Genomic DNA, 22,345 nt, shown 5'->3' with positions numbered 1-22,345 from the left:
TTTGATGGCCGAACAACTCCCACTCGATATCCCGGACAACCCCAAACTGGCCCAGAACATCACCCATTTTGCGCGCGCTTTGCGCAAGGCCGGACTGCCGATAGGAACTGGGCGCGTGGTTGACGCGATCCGCGCCGTGCAGGCTGCGGGGTTCACCGAGAAACGAGATTTCTACTGGACGCTGCATGCCTGTTTCGTGAACCGGCCGGAACATCGAACGGTTTTTGCGCAAGTCTTCCGCCTCTATTGGCGCGATCCGCGGTATCTAGAACATATGATGTCCATGATGCTGCCCGCCATTCGCGGTGTTCAGGAGGAGCGCAAAGCGGATGCGGCTGAAAAGCGCGCGGCTGAGGCGTTATTGGATGGCGTCGAACGCGACTTGCCAGAATCAACCGAGCAACAAGAGGAAAGCGAGATCGAGATCGACGCAACCCAAACCGCGTCATCTGAAGAACGCTTGCGCAACCTCGATTTCGAACAGATGAGTACATCCGAGATCGCCCAGGCCAAACGCATGCTGTCGCGCCTGAACTTACCGGTAAAACCCATCGAGTCTCGCCGAGGTCAGGCCAGTCACCTCGGTCACCGCGTTGATCGCGCTCGGACACTTAGGTCAGCGATGCGGCAGGGTGGCGAACTACGCGATATCGCGCACTTGCAACCCAAACCTCGGTGGCCGAATTTGGTGGCGTTGTGCGATATATCCGGGTCGATGAGCCAATACAGTCGGATCATTCTGCACTTTCTACACGCGGTTTCGAATGCCAAAGGCGCAGGTTGGGCCAAAGTGCACGCCTTCACGTTTGGCACGCGCCTGACCAACATCACCCGCCATCTGCATCAACGTGATGTCGATGCAGCGCTGGCCGCTGCTGGGGCCGAAGCGCAGGACTGGGAAGGCGGAACCCGGATCGGAGAATGCCTACATCAGTTCAACCGCGACTGGTCGCGGCGTGTCATGGGGCAGGGGGCGGTCGTGTTGCTGATCACCGACGGGTTAGAGCGGGGCGATCCCGAGATGCTGGAAAAGGAAATCGAGCGTTTGCACCTGTCGTCACGACGCTTGATCTGGTTGAACCCTCTGTTGCGCTGGGACGGGTTCGCACCGAAAGCTCAGGGTGTGGCGACAATGCTTCCACATGTCGACAGCTTCCGCGCCGGGCATTCGATTGCGTCGCTGGAAGATCTGGCCGCCGTGATTTCGCAACCAGATGATCAGGGGCAGAAAGCGCGGCTGATGTCCGCGCTTTCAGACTAGCTGTTACGAAAGCTGCTCTTCATTGCACTTCCTTGCCATCTCCATGGCTTTGTAAGTGCCAGTCAGGTCAACGGTGAAGGCGAACTCTTTCTCCGGGAAAACGACCATCACCTTCTTCTTGGCAAGATCATCTGCGAACTGAGGGTCGTCTGACAGAACATACCCGCCCGAATAGCCCTTGGTGATGTTGCCCTTCATACCGGTGGCTTCTCCGACATAAATATTGTCGCCGATAAGGATGGCAACAGCCTCTTTCTCGCCTTTCTTGATGTTGGTTTTGGCCTTGGTGAAGACACCAACGTAGCCAACGCCGCGATCTTCGGTCAGGCCCATCTGCACGACATTTTCAGCGTCATCAACCGCTTCGATAAGGCAGGATTTCTTGTCCTGATCGATGAAAACCTTCCAGCCTTCGACCTCACCGTATTTCAGAAATGTGTCAGCCCAGCCGGTGCTGGCAGTCAACAGGCCGATCGCTGCTCCGAGTGTAAGAATGCGTTTCAACTGTTTGTCTCCGCTATGAAATATGTTGGGACGATCCCGAATAGGCCCCGGAATCGCATGCAGGCTAGAATGACGCCTTCCAACATTCAACAATTTGTGAATGTGAGTTCAAAATCGGCTTGTTAGCGCCACAAGATCGACCCGCTGAGCGCTTTTCATTGCTCCAAAGCTGACTATGTTGAACCCAAGCAAGGCCGGAGGTCTAAATGGAACGATTCGATAGCAGCCCGGAAACCGCACTAAAATGGTATCGCGCCGGGAAGGGTGCGGCTTTGGCCACCGTGGTTGAGACCTGGGGCAGCGCGCCGCGCCGTGTAGGCGCGCAGTTGGTCATTGCGGGCGATGGTCGGATCGAAGGCTCGGTTTCTGGTGGTTGCGTCGAAGGTGCCGTGATCGTCGAAGCGCTGGAAGCCATAGAGGAAGGCGAGGCAAGGCTGCTAGAGTTCGGTGTAAGCGACGAGGATGCGTTTGCAGTCGGTCTGGCCTGCGGCGGTACGATCAGGGTTTTGGTTGAACCGGTCGGCAAGGTCCTGCCCGAACCAATGCTGGCCGAACTGGTCGCGGCACGGGCGCGGCGCGTACCCTTGGCCTATGAAGTCAACGTCGAGACGGGCCAGCGCGCGTTGCGCCGTAATGCCTATTCCGAACGCTTGCGTATGGACAGGTCCGGGTTCGAAGAGGATGGGCAAACCTTTGTCGCTGTCCACAACCCACCGCTACGGTTGATAGTGGTGGGAGCGGTGCACATCGCCCAAGCTCTGGTGCCGATGGCCCGGATCGCGGGCTATGACCCGGCGATTATAGATCCGCGCGAGGCCTTCGCATCGGACGCACGTTTTCCCGGAGAAACCATCCTGACGGATTGGCCGGATGAGGCTGTATCAAAGCTGGGTCTCGACTCGCGCACGGCGCTTGTGTTGCTGACCCACGACCCCAAACTTGATGACCCCGCGCTTCAGGCCGGTTTGGCGGCCGATGTGTTCTACATCGGCGCACTCGGATCTAAGCGCACACATGCCAAACGCGTGGAGCGGATGAAGCAGGCCGGGTTCAACGATGACCAGATTTCACTGATTCACGGACCTGTTGGGCTCGATATCGGGGCGGCTGGACCGTCTGAGATAGCCGTTGCGATTCTGGCGCAGATGACGGCGGTCCTGCGAGGCAGAGCGTGAAGTTTGGTCCGGTACCCGTTTCCGACGCCTACGGCGCGATATTGGCCCATTCCGTCAAAGCGGGAAACCGCAAGCTTAGGAAAGGTATAACGCTTTCGTCCGAGCACATAGCCGAGTTGCACCAAGCCGGTCTGACCGAGGTCACAGTCGCCAGACTGGAGCAAGGTGATTGCCATGAGGACGAAGCCGCAGCGCTGCTGGCAGAAGCGCTTGCGCCAAGTCCCGCACAGGCAAATCTGCGTGTCACCGAAGCCTTTACAGGCCGGGTCAACCTTTTAGCAAATGGACCAGGCGTCGCGGTGCTGGATACCGATGCCTTGCAAAAGTTCAATCAGGTCAACCCGATGATCACGGTTGCCACGGTGCCGCAATATCAGCAGATGGCGGCTGGCGGCATGGTCGCGACGATCAAGGTGATTTCTTATGCCGTACCTCGATCCGACGTTGAGAGTGCGGCCCGTCATGCGCAGGACGCTATTCGGTTATCGGTGCCCAAATACGAAAACGCGGGTCTCATCGTTACCGACATTGCTGGCGGGCCATCTAATGAAAAAGGTATCGCTGCTATTCGTAGCCGGGTTGAGGCTTTGGGTATGAATCTGTCAGATGTTCAGGTGGTGCCGCATCGGATGGGCGACTTAACAGCATCGATTTCGACCATTCGGGGTGAGATCGTCATGATCCTGACCGGATCGGCCACGTCGGATAAAGATGATGTGGCGCCTGCTTCTGTGCGGGCGGCGGGGGGTATCGTCGACCGGTTTGGAATGCCGGTCGATCCGGGGAACCTGTTGTTTTTGGGATCTTCCGGCGAGCGCCCCATCATCGGTTTGCCCGGATGCGCGCGCTCACCAGCATTGAACGGGGCGGATTGGGTCTTGTCCCGCGTTGCTTGCGGAATCGAAACGACGGGCGCGGACATCGCAGGGATGGGTGTCGGTGGGCTGCTAAAAGAAATCCCGACGCGGCCACAGCCCCGCGCTGCCAAGAGTAAATGACGCAACGGCAATTTTGCCCTGTTTGGTAGACGCATCATTGTTAGAAGGCTGATCAGCGAAACTGCGGAAAAATCAGGCAAATATTTTTGTTCTCAAACGAAATTTACCGTGTTTAACTCTGGCTTAGCAAATAAGCCAAAAAAAGGGGAGGATCTTATGACCAAGGTCTCAATGACCGTGAACGGCGTTGCCGTCAGCGGTGATGTTGAAGGGCGGACTCTATTATCCGGATTTCTACGCGACCACCTGAATTTGACAGGCACACATATTGGCTGCGACACGGCTCAATGTGGCGCGTGCGTGGTGCACGTGAATGGTGAGGCGGTCAAATCCTGCAACATGCTGGCGCTGGAAGCAGACGGCGCGGATGTGGGCACGATCGAGGGGCAGGCGGCCGAAGATGGCACGCTGAACGTGATCCAACAGGCCTTTCAGGATCATCACGGGCTGCAATGTGGGTTTTGCACTCCGGGCATGGTGATGAGCGCTGCAGCACTGCTCAAGGATAACCCGCGCCCGACCGAAGGCGAAATTCGTAAATACCTTGAGGGTAACCTATGCCGGTGCACAGGTTACCACAACATCGTCAAGGCAATCATGGCCGCATCGGGTCAAGACGTTTCCAGCATCGCCGCCGAGTGAGGCGGTTAAGAATTTTCGACGAAAATTCTTTTCCACGGAGGAGAACAAGCAATGCCCAAAGACAGTGGCATCGGAGCCAGTTCCAAGCGGCGCGAGGACGTACGCTTTCTGACCGGAGCAGGCAATTACACCGACGACATCAACGTACATGGCCAGGCCTATGTGCATTTCCTACGGTCCGACATCGCGCATGGCCGGATCACCAACATTGACACATCTGCCGCCGAGGGTATGCCGGGGGTTGTGAAGGTGTTCACCGGCAAGGACTTTGAAGGCGTGGGCGGAATGCCCTGCGGCTGGGAAGTAACCGACCGTCATGGCGCCCCGATGCAGGAACCACCGCATCCCATTCTGGCGCAAGGCAAGGTCCGACATGTAGGCGATCCCATCGCTGCCGTTGTCGCGGACAGCCTTGAACTCGCCCGCGATGCGGCGGAAGCGATTGAAGTGGATATCGAAGAGCTCCCCGCCGTGCTGGATATGAAAGCCGCAGCGCAGGATGGCGCGACGCTTATCCATGAGGATCTGAAGAACAACATCTGCTATGACTGGCATCTGGGCGAAGAAGACAATGACAAGGTCAATGAGGTTTTTGCCAACGCGGCCCATGTCACCACTCTGGACCTGATCAATAACCGTCTGGTCGCAAACCCAATGGAACCACGCGTTGCGGTGGCCGAGTACAGCCGGGGTACGGATGAGTACACGCTCTACACCACTTCGCAGAACCCGCATGTGATCCGCCTGCTGATGTGCGCATTTGTTCTGGGCTTGCCTGAACACAAAGTGCGTGTCGTAGCGCCTGATGTTGGTGGTGGATTTGGCACGAAGATTTTCCACTACGCGGAAGAGGCGTTCTGTACGTTCGCTGCCAAGGCCTGCAACCGCCCGGTCAAATGGACCGCCAGCCGGTCCGAGGCGTTTATGTCGGATGCGCAGGGCCGCGACCACGTCAGCACGATTGAGCTCGCTTTGGACGCGGACAATAACTTCACAGGCCTTCGCACCAACACCTACGCCAATCTGGGCGCGTATCTGTCGACCTTCTCAAGCTCGGTTCCGACTTGGCTGCATGGCACTCTGATGGCGGGCAACTACAAGACGCCGGTCATTCAGGTGAACGTGAAGGCAATGTTCACCAACACAGTGCCGGTGGACGCTTATCGCGGTGCGGGTCGGCCAGAGGCAACCTATCAGTTGGAGCGCGTCATCGACAAGGCAGCGCGTGAACTGGGTGTCGATCCGATCGCCCTGCGTCGCCAGAATTTCATCACCCAGTTCCCGTATGACACACCGGTGGCGCTGACCTACGACACCGGGGATTACAACGGGACGATGGATAAGCTTGAGGCTGCTGCTGATTTGGCTGGCTTTGCCGCGCGGCGGGCGGAAAGCGAGGCCAATGGCAAGCTGCGTGGTCTAGGCGTCAATTGCTATATCGAGGCCTGCGGCATCGCGCCCTCGAACATCGTCGGTATGCTGGGGGCCCGGGCAGGGCTCTATGATGCAGCTACGGTTCGGGTAAACGCCACTGGTTCTATCAGTGTCATGGTTGGTGCACATAGCCACGGGCAGGGGCATGAGACTGCTTTCCCGCAGGTAGTGGCCGACATGATCGGCATCGACGAGTCGATGGTCGAGATTGTGCATGGCGACACCTCGAAGATCCCGTTCGGCATGGGCACTTATGGCTCACGCTCGCTGGCGGTCTGTGGTTCGGCCATGGTTAAGGCGACCGAAAAGGTCATCGACAAGGCCAAGAAGATCGCGGCCCACCTGCTCGAGGCGTCCGAGGCCGATATCGAGCTGAAGGACGGCCAGTTCAGCGTCGCGGGCACTGACAAGTCGGTGGCCTGGGGTGATGTGACTCTGACAGCCTATGTACCGCACAACTTCCCATTGGAGGTTGAGCCGGGGCTGGAGGAGACCGCATTTTATGACCCGGCCAACTTCACATTCCCAGCGGGGGCATATGCCTGCGAGGTTGAGGTGGATCCCGAGACTGGACAGGTGACCATCGAAGCCTTCACCGCTGCGGATGACTTTGGCAACATCGTTAACCCGATGATTGTGGATGGTCAGGTACATGGCGGTATCGGTCAGGGTATCGGTCAGGCTTTGTTGGAAAATTGCGCCTATGACGAGAATGGCCAGTTGCTGAGCGCATCCTTCATGGATTACGCGATGCCACGCGCCGATGATCTGCCGTTCTATGCAGTCGACCATTCCAGCCAGACGCCGTGTACGCACAACCCGTTGGGTGTGAAGGGCTGCGGTGAAGCTGGTGCGATTGGCTCGCCGCCTGCGGTAGTCAACGCGGTTCTGGATGCGCTGAACTCGGGTGGAAAGGCTGTTGATCACATTGACATGCCGATGAGCCCGTCGCGTGTTTGGACAGCAATGCATGGTTGAGAGGTTCGGGTGCGAGGGGCCAGCCCCTCGCGCTCCCCGAGATATTTATAGCCAGATGAAGGGCGGATCCGCGCTTTTCGGAAAGGAAGAACGAAATGTACAATTTCGAGTTTGAGAAACCCTCGACCATCGCTGAGGCGGTTACTGCGTTGGGAGTTGAGGATGCGCAGGCATTGGGGGGTGGGCAAACCCTGATCCCCACAATGAAGCAGCGGTTGGCCGCGCCATCCAAGCTGGTTTCGGTCAATGGAATCGCTGAAATGAAAGGGGTCTGCGTCGAGGATGATGGCTCGGTAGCGATAGGCGGTGCGACAACCCACGCAAATGTGGCCGCTGAAGCTGTTGGTAACTATCCGGCGCTGGCAGCGCTGGCCGGCCAGATCGGTGATCCTGCGGTGCGTAATCGTGGCACTATTGGCGGTTCGATTGCCAACAATGATCCAGCGGCCTGTTATCCGGCGGGAGTACTGGGTTCAGGCGCGACCATTGTCACCAATAATCGCCAGATAGCGGCGGATGACTTCTTTCAGGGCATGTTTACGACAGCTCTGGAAGAGGGCGAGATTATCACTTCGGTGCGTTTCCCCGTGCCTCAGGCGGCGAGTTATCAGAAGTTTTTGCAGCCCGCGTCTCGGTTTGCGTTGGTCGGGGTATATCTTGCCCGGTTTGCCAATGGCGTTCGAGTTGCAGTAACCGGCGCAAGCGAGGACGGAGTTTTCCGCTGGGCAGAGGCTGAGGAGGCCCTGAACAAAGAGTTCCGCGCGGACGCTTTGATGGGGCTGCACATTAATCCGATGAACATGATTGGTGATCTGCACGGCAGCAAAACGTACCGGGCGCATCTGGTCACTGTTATGACGAAACGGGCTGTCGAAGCTTGCAGCTGATCTGATTGTTGATCAGCGTTGAGAGCCTCTGTGAAAGCCGGGGCTCTTTATTCTTTCCGAACTCTTGGGGGCTTGGCGGGGCGCCAGTAGGCGCCGGTGTCTTCTCGGGCCGTCTGATAGCGTTCCACGCGGTCACGCGCGGCTGACCCCCCTGCGGCAAAGAGATGACCCAGCAGGCATTCAAGCACTACCATCGCTCCGGAGAAGCTGGAAAAGTGATGTTGCGCGCGGGTACTGACAGGCAGCACGATGTCAGGGTCAACACCAGGGGCGATGACGTCGCTATCCGACAATAACGCGATGCGCATTCCGCGTTTACGCGCAAAACGCATGGATTGTATGGTGTCAGAGGAATAGGGGTGAACGGTAATAGCGAAAAGGCAGTCCGCTTCATCGGCCTCGAGCAAATCATCGATGGCTGATCCCATATGTCGCGGGATAAGCTGAAATCCTGGGTGTGCCATCCGACCCGCATAGTGGAGATAATAGGCCAAAGCATAGCTAGCCCGGGTCGCGGTTATGAAACAGCGATTAGCTGCAATCATGTACTCCGTGACCTGTTGCATCAAATCAGGATCGGCCAGTCGCAAGGAGCGGGCTACGACGTTCAGTTCGTTTTGCGCAAACCCAGCTTGCGCGGCGCTGAATTGGCCCCCCGATTTCATGCGATCCAGCCAGCCCTGACCCAGCCGATCTTCTCGGTCTGTGACAAGGGTTTGGCGAAAGGGTCGTCTGAACGACTCAAAACTGTCGAATCCCATGCGTTGTGCCAACCGCACCAAAACGTTTGAACTGACACCGATCTTTTCGGCGGTAAGCCGAACCGGGTCGAGCCCGAAATCGCCAGGGTGGTCGATGATGTATTTCGCTGCGGCTTGCATTTGCTGAGGCAGGGTGTCGATTTCGTGCCGAAGCTGCTCGGTCAGTTGGGATGAGGTGTGTTGCATTTGGTAAGAAAAAACAAATGTTATGAAGAATGCAAATTGAAAACGTGAGCGAGGTGTTTAATTCGGGATCGTAAAAAACAGGTGACGGAATGTCTGGGACTGGTTTGAGGATGACGAGAAGGCCATATGTGTTGGTGGCTCCGAACGGGGCGCGGCGGGGGCATGGGGATCATCCTGCGCTGCCGATCACAACGGACGAAATCGTCAAAGCTGCGAAGACCTGCAATCGGGCAGGTGCGCAAGGCCTGCACCTGCATGTTCGTGATCAGGCGGGTCAGCATTCGCTTGATGCGGGTTTGTATTGTGAAACCATTGCTGAACTGCGTGCTGCGGCCCCTGACATGGACATCCAGATTACGACAGAAGCTGCTGGCGTTTTCAGCGTTCAAGCACAACTTGCTTGTTTGCAAGATGTGCGCCCGGACTGGGCTTCGATTTCGGTGCGCGAGATTGCACGGTCGCCCGAACTTGCGCCAAAGGTCTACGCACTATGCGCGGAACAAGGGACTCGTGTTCAGCATATCCTCTATGATGTCGCTGACGTCGAGTTACTGACCCATTGGCAGGCTAAAGGGGTGGTAAAATCGGATCAGGTCGACCGTCTGCTTGTCCTTGGTCGCTATGCCACGGCGAAAGAATCGAGTCCGAATGATCTGGATGTGTTTCCGCACAGCGCTGATCCATGGATGGTCTGTGCCTTTGGAGGGCAGGAGCATGCGTGCCTGCAAAAGGCCGCGCAGTTGGGTGGCGATGTGCGCGTGGGTTTCGAAAACAGCCTTGCAGGTCCGAATGGCCAGGCTTGGGCAGACAATGCTGCATCAGTCGCGGCGCTCATTAATCTTCTGAAAAGGACTTCGACATGAGTCACGTATTTCCACGTCACACCAAGTCGGAACTGCCTGAGGCCGCTGGTGGTGACGGCTGTTATCTGATCGATTCAACCGGCCGTCGTTATTTGGATTGCGGGGATGCTGCCGTTTCATGCCTCGGCCATTCCAACGCCGCTGTGGTCAAAGCGGTGCAGGATCAGGTGGCGCAGATTGCGTTTGCGCATACCGGCTTTATGACCTCGGAACCGGCAGAGGCACTGGCTGATCTGCTGATTGAACACGCCCCCGGCGATCTGGACCGGGTCTACTTTGTCTCGGGCGGGTCAGAGGCGACCGAGGCTGCTATCAAACTGGCGCGGCAGTATTATCTTGAAACCGGTCAGCCAGAACGCCGCCATGTGATCGCGCGTCGGCAAAGCTATCACGGCAACACTTTGGGGGCACTTTCGGCGGGTGGCAATGAATGGCGGCGGGCGCAGTTTGCACCGATGCTGATCGAGATGACTCATATCGCTCCTTGCTATGAGTACGCCGAAAAGCCTGAGGATGAGAGCAGTTTTGAATATGGTCAGCGCGTTGCGAATGAGCTGGAGGCAGAAATCCTGCGCCTTGGGCCTGAAACGGTCATGGCTTTCATGGCAGAGCCGGTGGTTGGTGCGACGCTTGGGGCTGTTCCGGCAGTCGAGGGGTACTACAAGCGAATCCGTGAAATTTGCGATCAACACGGCGTTCTTCTGATCCTCGACGAAGTAATGTGCGGCATGGGTCGTACCGGGCATTTGTTTGCCTGTGATCATGACGATGTCGCGCCAGATATTCTTTGTATCGCCAAAGGGTTGGGGGCAGGGTATCAGCCTATCGGAGCCATGCTGTGTTCGGGTCGAATCTATGATGCGATCCGGGATGGATCGGGCTTCTTCCAGCATGGCCACACCTATATCGGTCATCCGGTTGCGACTGCGGCTGCGCTTGCCGTTGTACAGGAACTTACTTCTCGTGACCTGCCAGCGCGGGCCGGCGTAATGGGGGGCAAATTGCAGAGCATGTTGGAAAACAAGTTTGGCCAACACCCGAATGTCGGGGACATACGGGGCCGCGGCTTATTCCGAGGAATTGAGTTGGTCGAGGATCGGGATACGAAAACCCCGTTTGATCCATCGCGTGGCGTGGCGGGCAAAATCAAGAAGGCAGCGATGGCCGAGGGATTGATCTGTTACCCGATGTCGGGAACGCGTGATGGACGCAACGGCGACCATATTCTACTGGCTCCGCCCTTTATCATCGAAGATGACCAACTGGTCGAGCTTGTAGACAAGCTGGATCGGGCGATATCCTCGGTGATCTGATTTAGGCGAGAAGCCAGAAAACAAAGAAGCCCCTCCGATTTCGGAGGGGCTTTTGTCATTCTACAAAAAGAAAACCTACTTCTGTGGCAGCGGGCCAATCATCATGATCATCTGACGGCCTTCCATCTTGGGCATGTTCTCGATCTTGCCCAGATCCTTGACGTCTTCGGCCACACGTTCCAGCAGCTCACGCCCCAGGTTCTGGTGCGCCATCTCGCGGCCCCGGAAACGCAGGGTGACTTTGACCTTGTCGCCGTTCTCAAGAAACTTGAACACGTTGCGCATCTTGACGTCATAGTCATGCGTGTCGGTGTTGGGCCGGAACTTGACCTCTTTCACCTCAATGATCTTTTGCTTCTTGCGGGCTTCGCTTTCGCGTTTCTGCTGTTCGTACTTGAACTTGCCGAAATCCATGATTTTGCAGACCGGCGGGTTCGCGTTGGGCGAAATCTCAACCAGATCGAGGCCGACATCGGCGGCCATCTGCATGGCCTTTGCGGGATGAACCACCCCGACATTTTCACCTTCGGCGCCAATCAGGCGAATTTCGGGAGCACGGATCTTGTCATTGACGCGCGGGCCGGTATCTCGCTGTGGCGGCGCGTTGTGAGGTCTGCGGGCTATGGGTTCATTCCTTTGATGATTGCAGAATTTCGAGCCCGGAATTTAGACCGGGCTGAGAGGTGTTTCAAGCGGCATAAATTGCAAGCCGCATGAATTTTCCATGAATTTCGTGAGTTTTTGCCGGTTTAGGGTGTCGATAACTCCACCGGCAAACCCCATTAGCCCACAAATGCCTTTTCAATCACGAATTCCTTGGGTTCGGAATTGGCGCCTTCTCGCAGGCCGAACTCTTCCAGAATTGCTTTGATGTCATGGTTGAAGGCAAGGCTGCCACAAACCATCGCGCGATCAGTGTCTGGCTTGATACCACCTTCGATGCCCAGATCGGCAAATACGGTGCCGTCTTTCAACAGCTCGGTTATACGGCCCATCTTTGGGCTCTCTTCCCGCGTGGTGGTGGGGTAATAGCGAATCTTGTCGGCGAAACCGTCACCAATCAGTTCGGCCAGCAACTCGTCCTGTTTGACGCTCTCGATCAACTCGCGACCGTAATCCAGTTCAGCTACGTCGCGGCAGGTATGGGTGATGATAACCTCGTCATAATCCTCATAGGTCTGCGGTTCACGCAGCAGCGACGCGAAGGGCGCAAAGCCTGTGCCGGTAGCGAAGAACCAGATGCGCTTGCCTGGCAGCAATGCGTCATGCACCAGCGTGCCGACGGGTTTGGGCCGAAGGATGATCTGATCACCAGGCTGGATGTGCTGCAGTTTTGAGGTCAGCGGGCCGTCTTGCACTTTGATCGAGTAGAATTCCAGTTCCTCATCCCATGAAGGCGAGGCGATGGAATAGGCGCGCAACAGCGGTTTGCCATTGTCGCCCAGTAGGCCGATCATAACGAACTCACCCGAGCGAAAGCGCAAGGAAGCCGGGCGCGACACCTTGAAAGAAAACAGGCGGTCGGTCCAGTGCTTGACCTCGGTCACGGTCTGGGCATCGGGCAGGACAGGGGCCTTAACGGCGGTTGCTTCACTCACGGGTTTCATCTCTGTCATCGTTTCACTACCGGTCTGCTAAACCGACATCTCCGTTTAATCTTTGATCCAAGTCAGGAAAAGGGGCAGATTGCCCCTTTCGTATCACAGGTTGGCGATGGCGGGTCAGCCGCGCAGGCGGGCCTGGTAGTTGTTGTCCTGCCAATTGGCCCGGGCCAGCCACTGATCTTCGGGCTGCCGGTTCGCCAAGGTGTCATCAATTTCGACTTCGTCAAAGCCGCTACGACGCGCCATGGCGTATTGGTCTGCAAGAACATGGCCTTTTGCCCGCAGGCGACCTGTATAACCTTTCAGACGCAGAACGCGCGCGATCGTAAAGCCGCGCCCATCCGCTGAGGATGGAAAGTCCACGCGCACCATCTGGGCGCTGCCCAGGCGGTCAAACAGTTCATCGGGGTCAGTGTCCGAGGCGATATCCAGTGCAACCACGTCATTCGCTGCATCGTCCAGCGTGACATAGCCATCGGTCCAATCATCGGGGGCAAAGCCCTCGTCGTTTACGATTACGTTCATGTTTTCTCTCCGATGCGCACCATTTTTCCATCAACAAAATGGATGCCGCATTCTTCCTTGTTCTGATCGCGCCAGCGCCCGGCGCGGGGGTCTTCGCCTTCTTTGACCGGCGAAGTGCAGGGCGCACAGCCGATCGAGGGGTATCCTTTGGCCACCAGCGGATGCCGGGGCAGGTTGTTTTCTTCCATATAGGCGCGCACATCCTCGGGCGCCCAGTGGGCCAAGGGGTTGACCTTGATCCGACCGGTTCCGTCCTCGACCTCGAAAAAGTCCAGCGCGGCACGGGTGCCGGACTGAAACCGTTTGCGCCCGGTGATCCAGCCACAATACCCGGTCAGAGCTTTCTGCAGCGGGAAGGTCTTGCGCAGGTTGCAGCAGGCATCGGTGTCACTCAGACGCAACGCGCCATAAGGATCGTCGCGCTGAACATCTTCATCCTCGGCGCGGATGATCTGCACATTGCGCAGGCCCAGACGCTCGCTGACCTCCTGCTGGTATTCCAGCGTTTCGGCAAACAGCATCTGGGTGTCCACGAACAGCACTGGGGTCATCTTGTCGATCACTGCAGCCATATGCAGCAACACCACCGATTCTGCGCCAAAGCTGGAGACCAGAGCAAGCTCCTCGATCTCGTCCAATGCGCCATGCATCACATCATGGGCACTGTGGTGGCGGAAGCGGGCGTTCAGCGCCTCGACCTTTTCGGTCAGTTCGGCGCGGTCAGCCCCCAGTTCCGTTTGGATCAGGTCAAGCGGCATTGGCCTGTGCCTCGGGGTAAAGCGCCGCTTTGAACGGTGCCATGCCAACGCGGCGATAGGTCTGCAAGAAGGTCTCTTCCGCGCTGTCGCGCTGCTCCAGATACGTGTCGACGATGCGCTCGACCGCCGGAACGATCTCGTCATAGGCGAAGCCCGGGCCAGTACGATCACCGATGGCTGCGGATTCAGTACCGTCACCACCCAGAGTGATCTGGTAGTTTTCGACGCCAGCGCGGTCCAGGCCAAGAATGCCGATGTGACCCACATGGTGGTGACCACAGGCGTTGATGCAGCCCGAGATCTTGATCTTCAGGTGGCCGATATCATGCTCCAGTTTCAGGTCTTCGAACCGGGTCGCGATTTCCTGCGCCACGGGAATCGAACGTGCCGTCGCCAGTGCGCAGTAATCCATACCGGGACAGGCGATAATGTCGCTGATCAAGCCGATATTTGCGGTGGCCAGCTCGTGTTCTTTCAGCGTTGCGTGGATCGCGGGCAGGTCGGATTTGTGGACATGCGGCAGGATTACGTTCTGCTCATGGCTGATACGCAGTTCGTCGTAGGCGAACTCTTCGGCCAGATCGGCCATCACGCGCATCTGCTCTGCAGTCGCATCGCCCGGCGTCTGGCCGTGCTTCTTGATCGAGATCGTGACGATCGCGTGGTCCGCGTTCTTGTGCGGCGCGATGTTGGTGTCGACCCACGAACGGAAGACCGGATCGTTGGTGTAGGCACTCTCGAACGAGGCAACCGAACCATCACGGAAGGCTGGAGGCGCAAAGTGGCCTTTGATTTCTTCCAGCAGGCTCATATCCGCGCCTTTGAATTGCGGGCGAACCTTCAGGAATCGCTCGTTCACTTTGGCACGGATGGCGTCGATGCCATGCTCGTGCACGGTGATCTTGATGCGCGCCTTGTACTTGTTGTCGCGACGGCCGATCTGGTTCCACACGGAAACGGTGGCCTCAAGATAGGCCAGCAGGTCGTCAAAGGCGACGAATTCCGATAGCTCTTTGCCGATCATGGGCGTGCGGCCCAGACCACCGCCAACGATGACGCGGGCACCCAGAACACCATCACGCTCGACCAGTTGCAGACCGATGTCATGCGCCTTGATCACGGCGCGGTCATTCTCGCTGCCGGTGATGGCGATCTTGAATTTGCGCGGCATGAACTGGAATTCAGGGTGGTCGGTTGACCACTGGCGCAGCAGTTCGGCATAGGGGCGCGGATCAGCGACCTCATCCGCGGCGGCACCGGCGAAATGATCGGCGGTCACGTTGCGGATGGTGTTACCCGAGGTCTGGATGGCGTGCATGCCAACCTCGGCCAGTGCGTCCAGCATATCCGGCACGTCGTTCAGCTTCGGCCAGTTGTACTGAATGTTCTGACGGGTGGTAAAATGGCCGTAACCTTTGTCCCATTTCTCGGCCAGCAAAGCGAGCTGACGCATCTGAGCACTGGACAGCGTGCCATATGGAATAGCGACCCGCAGCATATAAGCGTGCAATTGCAGATACAGACCATTCATCAGGCGCAGTGGCTTGAATTCGTCTTCAGTCAGCGAACCGTCAATGCGACGCTCAACCTGCGCACGGAACTGCGCGTTGCGTTCTGCCAAAAATGCTGTGTCGAACTCGGAGTAGCGATACATGTTTAGCTGTCCTTAGTTGCAGCCCCGGACCCGGGGCCTTGAAGGGGAGAGAGAATGGCCTGAGATCAGGCCCGAGGCTGCGGGGAGGTTTCCTGTTTGCCGTGGGCATAGTTGGACGGACCAGTCCGGCGGAAATCCTCCCGAAAATGGGTGGGTTCGGGGCCGTTTTCTCCGGCCACCGCGTCGGCAAGATAGGCGCCGACGATCTTGTTGGCCTGACGCGCGGCATCCAGCAGACGAACCTGAGCGTGGGCTTCGTCCGTGATCAGTTCGGCATCGGACAACTCGCGCGACCACCGGTCATCTTCGGTCTGGTAAATCACATCACCTTCCAACAAGTCGTTGGCGGTGACGACTTTGGGGGTAAAAGCGCGGGCCATCAGGCAAGCTCCTTATTGAAAACCGAGATTATGTGCGGGTATTGCGCAACTCGGGCGACGCCGGGTTTGTGAATGCGCGAATTTGTATGTTCGACCTGCATCGGATCATCTCGTGACTGAATTGACTTGAGTGCCAATATAGGAAATATTCCCGCCAGATCGCCATATGCGCTAAGAAATAAGAACATATGTTCCCCTTGCGACGGCCAGAAGAAGATTTGTTCTAAATTGGAAGGGAAATTGGAATGTCGGTGCGGATAGACGACACGGATCGGAAAATTCTAGCCGAGCTGCAACGGGATGCGAGCCAGTCGCTTGACGAAATCGCGGCTCGTGTCGGCAGTTCCAAGACGCCGGTCTGGAATCGCATTCGCAAGCTGAGGGGGGCAGGAGTCATCGGCCAGCAGACCGTTTTGCTGGATGCCGAAGCGCTGGGATTCGAGGCCACATTCTTTGTACTGATCCGCACCTCGGAGCATGAAGCGGAATGGCAGCAGAAGTTCCTGAAAGCCCTACGCGATCGCCCGGAAGTGCAGGAGGCGCACCGGTTGGCAGGAGACATTGATTACATTCTGAAAGTCCGCGTCAAGAATGCACGCGCTTATGATGCTTTTTATCAGGCCCTGATTTCAGAGGTGCGGGTGCATAACGTCACGGCTCTGCTTTCGATGGAAGAGATCAAATCGACCACGATGCTGCCGCTGAAATCTGTCGGGTAGCTTGAGTGGGGGCTCTGCCCCCGTCGCCCGAGGGCGACTCCCCCGAGATATTTATGGCCAGATGAAGAACGGATCTGGATTTCTAGGCCGGGTGAGAGGTCAGGCCGTTACCATGAGTTTGGTTAGGCCATGAAAATGGTAGCTGTCCGAATATTGCGGCCGTGTTGTCAGTTTTAGTTTTGGGCATCGTTGGAATAGGATGGGAAGTGCGACCCGCATTTCCAGCCGGGCCAATGGGGCGCCCACGCAGAAGTGGAGGCCGCCGCCAAAGCTGGTATTGGCGCTGATTTCCCGCATCGGGTCGAATGTGTCGGGCCGGGACCACACAGCTGGGTCGCGATTGGCGGCACCCAAAAGTAGGGCGACTTCGTCACCACGCGCAAAGCCGTGCCCGAAGAGTTCAATATCTTCATAGGCATACCGTGTGAACATGTGGAGTGGAGGATCGAAACGTAGCATTTCCTCGATTGCACCGTCGACGGTTTCGGGTGTCAGGACTTGCTGCTGCGTCTTTGTCGCCAACACCGTCTTCACGCCGTTTCCGATGGCGTGCACGGTTGCTTCGTGACCGGCATTCAGCAACAGAATGCAAGTCGTGATCAGTTCCTCGCGTGAGAGCTTTTCGCCATCCTCCTCTGCGGCGATCAACCGTGTGATCAGGTCGTCACGAGGGTCGGTGCGGCGTTTTTCGATATATTCTTCGAGATAGGCGGTGAAGTCTTGTGTGGCACTGACGGCTTCGTCTTCGGTCTGGCGTGTCCTATTTGCCTGATACATGGCCACCATGGCGTGCGACCAGTGTAGTAGTTGCAGCGCCATCTCCTCGGGCACACCTAGAAGACGGCAGATCGTGATCACGGGGACCTGGGTGCAATAGGCGTCCAGCAGATCGAAGGGGCCGTCGGGGAATTCCTTGATCAAATCGTGACACAACTGTTCTGTGGACCCTTCAAGCGCTGTGATGGCGCGCGAGGTGAACGCCCGCAGGACCAGGGAGCGCAGCCGGGTATGACGCGGGGGTTCAAGCTCTAACATCGAATGGGATTCGACATTGAGCCAGGGTGCAAGGTGATCGGGGCCGGGGTTTGCAAGTTCCGCCGGGATTTCACGCCCGAAGCGTCGATCGCGCAGCAGAGTTTGCACCGCTTTGTGCGAGACAGCCGCGACAAGGCCGTAGTCTTTCCAGTAGAACAGATCGCCCGACTGACGTGCGCTGTCATAAAAAGGGTATGGGTTTTGCACGAATGCCGGGTCGGTCGGGGATTGGGTCAGCGTCTTCATGCGGTGCAGACTTGCCATGGCGGCTGCTGAATGCAAGACCCTAGATATGCAACGTTTTTGGATCATAGCCGGTTTCTTATGCGCGGTCGGATTGCTGTCAGCGGCGGTCTGGACATATGGCTATCGTCAGGCCCTGTCGCAACTGAGCGAGAAGGCCGAGGCCGATTTAGAACTGGCTGCCGACCGTCTGAGCACGCAAATGCAGGTCTATCAGGAAGTGGCCGCCTTGATGGCGGATCATCCTGCTTTGCAGGAGCTAGAAACATTAGAACAGCAACGGGCCGCCCGAAAGGTGCTGCTGGATGTGGCAGACAAAACCGCTGCCGTTAACGTTATGTACCTGAATCCGGAGGGTCAGGTTCTTGTCGCGGCCCAACCGGTGACGCAGCGCGACATGTCCGCACATCCGGCCTTCGAGCGCGCCATGCAGGGGGCCTTGGGCAGCGCACATGGGGTCGAAGACGCAAGCAGTGACCGCATTTATTCATACGCGGCCCCGTCATTCGGGGATTTGGGCCAAATAGAAGGCGCGTTGATGGTTCTGGCCGATGTGCAGGATGTGGAACAAACATGGCGCGGCAGTACCGATGCGGTGTTTTTCGTTGATACGGATGGGGTTGTCTTTATCTCGAACCGATCGGATCTGCTACTATGGCGCCGCGGGCAAGGGCAGCAGGGCCTGATGTCACCCGAAGGTGAGAATGTCGATTTCGCCTCAACCTGGATTGCGGGATATGAAGTGTGGAAGCTCAATTGGGGTCGCTATCTGCCCCGTCGCGCCCTTCATCTGACGCTCGATCTTCCGGTGATTGCGATGACCGCAGAGATGCTGGTGGATGTCGCTCCGGCGCGCCGGTTGGCGGGGTTGCAGGCGGCGGCGGTTGCGGCGATCTGTTTCGCCTTTGGTGCTTTGTTGTTTCTGGCCTCGGAACGCCGTCGGACACTTGCAGAGGCAAACACCGTGCTGGAAAGCCGGGTCGCGCAACGTACGCGCGCTTTGACGGCGGCTAATAGCGCTTTGCGTCACGAAGTTGCCGAGAGGCAGGAGGCGGAAGCCGCGCTCAAACAAGCGCAGGCCGATTTGGTTCAGGCTGGTAAGTTGAGCGCTTTGGGCAAGATGTCGGCAGGCATCAGTCATGAATTGAACCAGCCCTTGATGGCGATTCAGCAGTTTGCCGACAACGGATCTGCTTTTCTTGAGCGCGGCAAGGACCAGAGAGCTGGCGAAAATCTGAGCCGCATTTCCGATATGGCCGCACGCATGGCGCGGATCATCAAGAACCTGCGGGCTTTTGCGAGAAATGAAAGCGAACCAATGGGGCGCGTTGATCTGGTCCAGGTTCTGAACACTGCCACCGAATTGACCGAGGCGCGCCTGCGCGATGAGAATGTCGCGTTGGAGTGGGTGCCGCCAAAGGATGCGGTCTATGCTTGGGGTGGAGAGGTGCGACTGGTACAGGTGTTTGTCAACCTAATCAATAATGCAGCGGATGCGATGGTCGATCGACCGACGCGCAGGATATTGGTCACTCTGTCAGGGGGGAAGCCTATTCGCGTGTCGGTGCGGGATACCGGACCCGGCATCGAGGACCCCGACCGCGTGTTTGAGCCGTTCTACACCACAAAAACGGTTGGGTCGTCCGAGGGGATGGGTCTGGGGCTGTCGATATCCTACGGTCTGGTTCAGAGCTTCGGGGGGGATATTCGCGGTGCCAACACGGACGAGGGTGCTGAATTCAAGGTTGAACTGGAACCCTTTGAAGAAGATGAGGCAGCATGATCCGCAAAGTGCTTTTGGTCGATGATGATGCCGCCGTGCGTGAGGCCTTGGCGCAAACCCTCGAATTGGCCGAGTATGAACCGGTCACCGCGGGATCTTTCGTGGCCGCAAAGGATCATATTCATCGTGACTTCGGCGGTGTGATTATCTCGGATATTCGCATGCCGGGGCGGGATGGGTTTCATCTGCTCGCATACGCGCGCGAGGTTGATCCTGAGCTTCCGGTGGTATTGCTGACAGGCGAAGGCGATATCCCGATGGCGGTACAGGCCATGGGGCAGGGAGCATTTGATTTTCTGGAAAAGCCCTGTGCAGCAGCGGACTTATTGGCGGTACTGGAGCGAGCCTTCGCAGCGCGCGCAGAAATTCTGCAGGAACGCGAGCAACGGCGCGAACTTGAGCGTGGCGATCCCGCAGCACGCATGCTGTTTGGGTTGTCAGATCAAGCCGAGGCCTTGCGTGAGCGAGTGCGGAGCGTAGCGCCAACACGGGCCGAGGTACTGGTTACCGGGCCAGCGGGTAGCGGAGTTTCAAAGGTCGCTGAAGTTGTCCATCTGATGTCTCCGGTTGGACAGGGGCCATTTGTCAAACGCCCTGCCTCAGGCCTGAACCCGGATGATTTATTGCGTGTCTGCAAGGACGCGGCAGGCGGATCGCTGTATCTGGATGAGATCTCGGCGATGTCGGATGCCACGCAATACGCCGCGCTGGAACTGATCGAACAAGGGACGGAAGCCAGAATCATCGCGGGGGCAACGGCCGATTTGTCGGACCTTACTGCACAAGGAAGATTCAATGCCGATCTGTTCTATAGGTTGGATGTCATGCGAGTGCGAATCCCGGCCCTGTCAGAACGGCCCGAGGATATCCCCGTCATCTTTCGCCGCTATGTGGCGCAGGCCGCTGAGCAGGCCGGGATTGCGGAACCTGAAGTGACACCCGAGCATCTGGCCTCGCTAATGGCGCAGGATTGGCCGGGCAATGCCCGATCGTTGATGTCGGCGGCAATGCGGTTTGTGTTGGGGATGCCGGATGAGGTTGCACAGGCCGCTGATCTGGGGTTGAGCGAACAATTGGCGCGGGTTGAGAGGTCTTTGCTGATTGCAGCCCTTGGGCGCCACAATGGCAAGGCTGCGGATGCCGCCAAAGCACTGAAGCTGCCGCGCAAAACTTTTTATGACAAGCTGACCCGCTACCACATCAGGCCAGAAGACTATCGTCGTTAGCAAAACGCTTCCGCCTGGGCGGGCTGCGGTTGCGCTGCGTCTTAAGCGAGCGATTCGCTCGCATCGATTCGGATATTGTGCGGAAATTCGCACAAGGTGCTGACTGCCTGTGCGAAAAATCGCACAGCGTAGTTCTGCCGAAACACCAGATTTATAACGAACATCATTTAACCGTAAGAAATTATTTGGAAAAAACAGATTTCAGCAACATCTAAACAAAATGTTGAGAGTGAGGAGCCGATTCGGTTCACTCCGCAACATACGGCGCTGATTGAGCGCTCGATGGAAGTTTTAGGGAAGTCTGGGAGGATAAGACTGATGAAATTCCTGACAACGGCAGCAACCGCAATCGCACTGTCCGTGACAGCGACCGCTGGTGTAGCAGCCTGCGATGATGGCGAGATCGTCGTGAAGTTTGCGCATGTGACCAATACGGACAAACACCCCAAGGGCATCGCCGCTTCGCTGCTTGAGCAGCGCGTCAATGACGAGATGAACGGCGTGATGTGCATGGAGGTTTATCCGAACTCCACTCTTTACAACGATGACAAGGTTCTTGAAGCGATGCTGCAGGGCGACGTGCAGTTGGCCGCGCCCTCGCTGTCGAAGTTCGAGAAATTTACAAAGCAATTCCGCCTGTTCGATCTGCCGTTCATGTTCAAGAACATCGATGCTGTGGATGCGTTCCAAGCCTCGGCTGATGGTCAGGCGATGAAAGACAGCATGCAGCGCCGCGGCCTTCAGGGGCTGGCATTCTGGCACAATGGCATGAAGCAGATGTCTGCGAACAAGCCGTTGGAAGATCCTTCGGATGCGAACGGCCTGAAGTTCCGCGTTCAGTCATCGGACGTATTGGTTGCCCAGATGGAAGCAATTGGTGGCAGCCCTCAGAAGATGGCGTTCTCAGAAGTGTACGGTGCTCTGCAACAGGGCGTTGTTGACGGGCAGGAAAACACCTGGTCGAACATCTACGGCAAGAAGTTCTTCGAGGTGCAGGACGGCATCACAGAAACGAACCACGGTATCATCGATTATCTGGTTGTAACCTCAGTTGACTGGCTGGACAGCCTGGAGCCTGAAGTTCGCGATCAATTCCTGACGATTCTCGCCGAAGTGACCGAGACCCGTAACAAGGAGGCCTTTTCCGTAAACGAAGCTGCCAAGGCTTCGATCACTGACGCAGGGGGCATCATCCGGGAACTGAACCCCGAGCAGCGCCAGGCCTGGGTCGATGCGATGAAGCCAGTCTGGGATAAATTTGCCGGTGACGTTGGTCAGGACAAGATCGACGCCGCACAGGCGATCAACGCCGGGTTCTGATACCGGTTCAAGCCACGCGTCCGGGGACTGGGGAGTTATGGACGCATAGGCTGGGCGGGCCTTAGTGGCCCGCCACACTCCCACCACTCTCATCAA

The 22,345-nt window shown here is 57.3% G+C and carries 21 protein-coding genes; 12 read left to right on the top strand and 9 right to left on the bottom strand.

Features of this window, described 5'->3' with window-relative positions:
• Positions 1-4: 4 nt before the first annotated feature.
• Positions 5-1,261: a vWA domain-containing protein gene (locus ACR0AH_RS04285; protein ID WP_480590563.1), complete on the top strand. Its 1,257-nt coding sequence runs from the start codon at positions 5-7 to the stop codon at positions 1,259-1,261.
• A gap of 3 nt (positions 1,262-1,264) precedes the next feature.
• On the opposite strand, the gene ACR0AH_RS04280 is transcribed toward ACR0AH_RS04285, so the two are convergent.
• Positions 1,265-1,765 (bottom strand): hypothetical protein, encoded by a 501-nt coding sequence (locus ACR0AH_RS04280; protein ID WP_170510628.1) that lies wholly within the window; start codon positions 1,763-1,765, stop codon positions 1,265-1,267.
• Positions 1,766-1,971: 206 nt separating this feature from the next.
• On the opposite strand from ACR0AH_RS04280, the gene ACR0AH_RS04275 reads away from it, so the two are divergent.
• The 5 genes from ACR0AH_RS04275 (at position 1,972) to ACR0AH_RS04255 (ending at position 7,879) form a co-directional block, all read left to right on the top strand.
• Complete coding sequence (locus ACR0AH_RS04275; protein WP_480590560.1) at positions 1,972-2,940, top strand: XdhC family protein; 969 nt, start codon at positions 1,972-1,974, stop codon at positions 2,938-2,940.
• Positions 2,937-3,938 (top strand): molybdopterin-binding protein, encoded by a 1,002-nt coding sequence (locus ACR0AH_RS04270; RefSeq protein WP_480590557.1) that lies wholly within the window; start codon positions 2,937-2,939, stop codon positions 3,936-3,938. The genes ACR0AH_RS04275 and ACR0AH_RS04270 overlap by 4 nt, the downstream gene beginning before the upstream one ends.
• Positions 3,939-4,094: 156 nt before the next feature.
• Positions 4,095-4,580, top strand: a complete 486-nt coding sequence (locus ACR0AH_RS04265; protein WP_170393234.1) for a (2Fe-2S)-binding protein — start codon at positions 4,095-4,097, stop codon at positions 4,578-4,580.
• 51 nt (positions 4,581-4,631) lie between these two features.
• Positions 4,632-6,992 carry a xanthine dehydrogenase family protein molybdopterin-binding subunit gene (locus ACR0AH_RS04260; RefSeq protein ID WP_170510619.1) on the top strand — a complete coding sequence of 787 codons (2,361 nt, stop codon included), beginning with the start codon at positions 4,632-4,634 and terminating at the stop codon, positions 6,990-6,992.
• 95 nt (positions 6,993-7,087) lie between these two features.
• Positions 7,088-7,879 carry an FAD binding domain-containing protein gene (locus ACR0AH_RS04255; RefSeq protein WP_170732054.1) on the top strand — a complete coding sequence of 264 codons (792 nt, stop codon included), beginning with the start codon at positions 7,088-7,090 and terminating at the stop codon, positions 7,877-7,879.
• 47 nt (positions 7,880-7,926) lie between these two features.
• On the opposite strand, the gene ACR0AH_RS04250 is transcribed toward ACR0AH_RS04255, so the two are convergent.
• Complete coding sequence (locus tag ACR0AH_RS04250) at positions 7,927-8,826, bottom strand: MurR/RpiR family transcriptional regulator (RefSeq protein WP_170645974.1); 900 nt, start codon at positions 8,824-8,826, stop codon at positions 7,927-7,929.
• Between the two features lie 110 nt (positions 8,827-8,936).
• Between ACR0AH_RS04250 and ACR0AH_RS04245 the strand changes: the two genes are divergently transcribed.
• Both ACR0AH_RS04245 and ACR0AH_RS04240 read left to right on the top strand, forming a co-directional pair.
• Positions 8,937-9,689 carry a beta-keto acid cleavage family enzyme gene (locus tag ACR0AH_RS04245; RefSeq protein ID WP_480438499.1) on the top strand — a complete coding sequence of 251 codons (753 nt, stop codon included), beginning with the start codon at positions 8,937-8,939 and terminating at the stop codon, positions 9,687-9,689.
• Positions 9,686-11,002: an aspartate aminotransferase family protein gene (locus tag ACR0AH_RS04240; protein WP_170732058.1), complete on the top strand. Its 1,317-nt coding sequence runs from the start codon at positions 9,686-9,688 to the stop codon at positions 11,000-11,002. The genes ACR0AH_RS04245 and ACR0AH_RS04240 overlap by 4 nt, the downstream gene beginning before the upstream one ends.
• 75 nt (positions 11,003-11,077) lie before the next feature.
• On the opposite strand, the gene infC is transcribed toward ACR0AH_RS04240, so the two are convergent.
• The 6 genes from infC to ACR0AH_RS04210 all read right to left on the bottom strand — a co-directional run bounded on the left by infC (position 11,078) and on the right by ACR0AH_RS04210 (position 15,923).
• Positions 11,078-11,539, bottom strand: a complete 462-nt coding sequence (gene infC, locus ACR0AH_RS04235) for a translation initiation factor IF-3 (RefSeq protein ID WP_238528775.1) — start codon at positions 11,537-11,539, stop codon at positions 11,078-11,080.
• A 245-nt stretch (positions 11,540-11,784) separates the two neighbouring features.
• Positions 11,785-12,618, bottom strand: a complete 834-nt coding sequence (locus tag ACR0AH_RS04230) for a ferredoxin--NADP reductase (RefSeq protein ID WP_170405452.1) — start codon at positions 12,616-12,618, stop codon at positions 11,785-11,787.
• A gap of 105 nt (positions 12,619-12,723) precedes the next feature.
• The gene (locus ACR0AH_RS04225) at positions 12,724-13,131 is read right to left on the bottom strand and encodes a DUF934 domain-containing protein (protein ID WP_170393227.1); all 408 of its coding nucleotides are present in this window, start codon (positions 13,129-13,131) and stop codon (positions 12,724-12,726) included.
• Entirely contained in the window at positions 13,128-13,889 is a 762-nt protein-coding gene (locus ACR0AH_RS04220; protein ID WP_480590553.1) for a phosphoadenylyl-sulfate reductase, read from the bottom strand. The genes ACR0AH_RS04225 and ACR0AH_RS04220 overlap by 4 nt, the downstream gene beginning before the upstream one ends.
• On the bottom strand, positions 13,879-15,543 hold the full coding sequence (locus tag ACR0AH_RS04215; protein WP_170405457.1) for a nitrite/sulfite reductase: 1,665 nt from the start codon (positions 15,541-15,543) through the stop codon (positions 13,879-13,881). The genes ACR0AH_RS04220 and ACR0AH_RS04215 overlap by 11 nt, the downstream gene beginning before the upstream one ends.
• Positions 15,544-15,608: 65 nt before the next feature.
• A complete protein-coding gene (locus ACR0AH_RS04210; RefSeq protein WP_170393224.1) occupies positions 15,609-15,923 on the bottom strand; it encodes a DUF2849 domain-containing protein in 315 nt (104 codons plus the stop codon).
• A gap of 245 nt (positions 15,924-16,168) precedes the next feature.
• Between ACR0AH_RS04210 and ACR0AH_RS04205 the strand changes: the two genes are divergently transcribed.
• Positions 16,169-16,642: an Lrp/AsnC family transcriptional regulator gene (locus ACR0AH_RS04205; protein ID WP_480590550.1), complete on the top strand. Its 474-nt coding sequence runs from the start codon at positions 16,169-16,171 to the stop codon at positions 16,640-16,642.
• 99 nt (positions 16,643-16,741) lie between these two features.
• On the opposite strand, the gene ACR0AH_RS04200 is transcribed toward ACR0AH_RS04205, so the two are convergent.
• Positions 16,742-17,923, bottom strand: coding sequence for a cytochrome P450 (locus ACR0AH_RS04200; protein ID WP_480590546.1), 1,182 nt, complete (start codon positions 17,921-17,923; stop codon positions 16,742-16,744).
• A 46-nt stretch (positions 17,924-17,969) separates the two neighbouring features.
• Between ACR0AH_RS04200 and ACR0AH_RS04195 the strand changes: the two genes are divergently transcribed.
• The 3 genes from ACR0AH_RS04195 (at position 17,970) to ACR0AH_RS04185 (ending at position 22,249) form a co-directional block, all read left to right on the top strand.
• Positions 17,970-19,703 carry a sensor histidine kinase gene (locus tag ACR0AH_RS04195; RefSeq protein WP_480590543.1) on the top strand — a complete coding sequence of 578 codons (1,734 nt, stop codon included), beginning with the start codon at positions 17,970-17,972 and terminating at the stop codon, positions 19,701-19,703.
• Positions 19,700-20,929, top strand: a complete 1,230-nt coding sequence (locus ACR0AH_RS04190; RefSeq protein WP_170393221.1) for a sigma-54-dependent transcriptional regulator — start codon at positions 19,700-19,702, stop codon at positions 20,927-20,929. The genes ACR0AH_RS04195 and ACR0AH_RS04190 overlap by 4 nt, the downstream gene beginning before the upstream one ends.
• Positions 20,930-21,247: 318 nt before the next feature.
• On the top strand, positions 21,248-22,249 hold the full coding sequence (locus ACR0AH_RS04185; RefSeq protein ID WP_480438504.1) for a DctP family TRAP transporter solute-binding subunit: 1,002 nt from the start codon (positions 21,248-21,250) through the stop codon (positions 22,247-22,249).
• Positions 22,250-22,345 lie beyond the last annotated feature (96 nt).

The organism is Ruegeria sp. AM5 (genome assembly GCF_056540645.1).
The sequence above is the reverse complement of the archived record's forward strand: the minus strand, read 5'-3'. Positions and strand labels throughout refer to the sequence as shown.

Bases quoted from the DNA above. Each gene is read 5' to 3' on its own strand.
- ACR0AH_RS04285 (WP_480590563.1), top strand. From the start codon at position 5: ATGGCCGAACAACTCCCACTCGATATCCCGGACAACCCCAAACTGGCC.
- ACR0AH_RS04195 (WP_480590543.1), top strand. From the start codon at position 17,970: ATGCAACGTTTTTGGATCATAGCCGGTTTCTTATGCGCGGTCGGATTG.
- ACR0AH_RS04230 (WP_170405452.1), bottom strand. From the start codon at position 12,618: ATGACAGAGATGAAACCCGTGAGTGAAGCAACCGCCGTTAAGGCCCCT.
- ACR0AH_RS04215 (WP_170405457.1), bottom strand. From the start codon at position 15,543: ATGTATCGCTACTCCGAGTTCGACACAGCATTTTTGGCAGAACGCAAC.
- ACR0AH_RS04190 (WP_170393221.1), top strand. From the start codon at position 19,700: ATGATCCGCAAAGTGCTTTTGGTCGATGATGATGCCGCCGTGCGTGAG.
- ACR0AH_RS04185 (WP_480438504.1), top strand. From the start codon at position 21,248: ATGAAATTCCTGACAACGGCAGCAACCGCAATCGCACTGTCCGTGACA.
- ACR0AH_RS04260 (WP_170510619.1), top strand. From the start codon at position 4,632: ATGCCCAAAGACAGTGGCATCGGAGCCAGTTCCAAGCGGCGCGAGGAC.
- ACR0AH_RS04205 (WP_480590550.1), top strand. From the start codon at position 16,169: ATGTCGGTGCGGATAGACGACACGGATCGGAAAATTCTAGCCGAGCTG.
- ACR0AH_RS04265 (WP_170393234.1), top strand. From the start codon at position 4,095: ATGACCAAGGTCTCAATGACCGTGAACGGCGTTGCCGTCAGCGGTGAT.
- ACR0AH_RS04245 (WP_480438499.1), top strand. From the start codon at position 8,937: ATGACGAGAAGGCCATATGTGTTGGTGGCTCCGAACGGGGCGCGGCGG.
- ACR0AH_RS04275 (WP_480590560.1), top strand. From the start codon at position 1,972: ATGGAACGATTCGATAGCAGCCCGGAAACCGCACTAAAATGGTATCGC.
- ACR0AH_RS04210 (WP_170393224.1), bottom strand. From the start codon at position 15,923: ATGGCCCGCGCTTTTACCCCCAAAGTCGTCACCGCCAACGACTTGTTG.
- ACR0AH_RS04255 (WP_170732054.1), top strand. From the start codon at position 7,088: ATGTACAATTTCGAGTTTGAGAAACCCTCGACCATCGCTGAGGCGGTT.
- ACR0AH_RS04250 (WP_170645974.1), bottom strand. From the start codon at position 8,826: ATGCAACACACCTCATCCCAACTGACCGAGCAGCTTCGGCACGAAATC.
- ACR0AH_RS04240 (WP_170732058.1), top strand. From the start codon at position 9,686: ATGAGTCACGTATTTCCACGTCACACCAAGTCGGAACTGCCTGAGGCC.
- ACR0AH_RS04225 (WP_170393227.1), bottom strand. From the start codon at position 13,131: ATGAACGTAATCGTAAACGACGAGGGCTTTGCCCCCGATGATTGGACC.
- ACR0AH_RS04220 (WP_480590553.1), bottom strand. From the start codon at position 13,889: ATGCCGCTTGACCTGATCCAAACGGAACTGGGGGCTGACCGCGCCGAA.
- ACR0AH_RS04200 (WP_480590546.1), bottom strand. From the start codon at position 17,923: ATGAAGACGCTGACCCAATCCCCGACCGACCCGGCATTCGTGCAAAAC.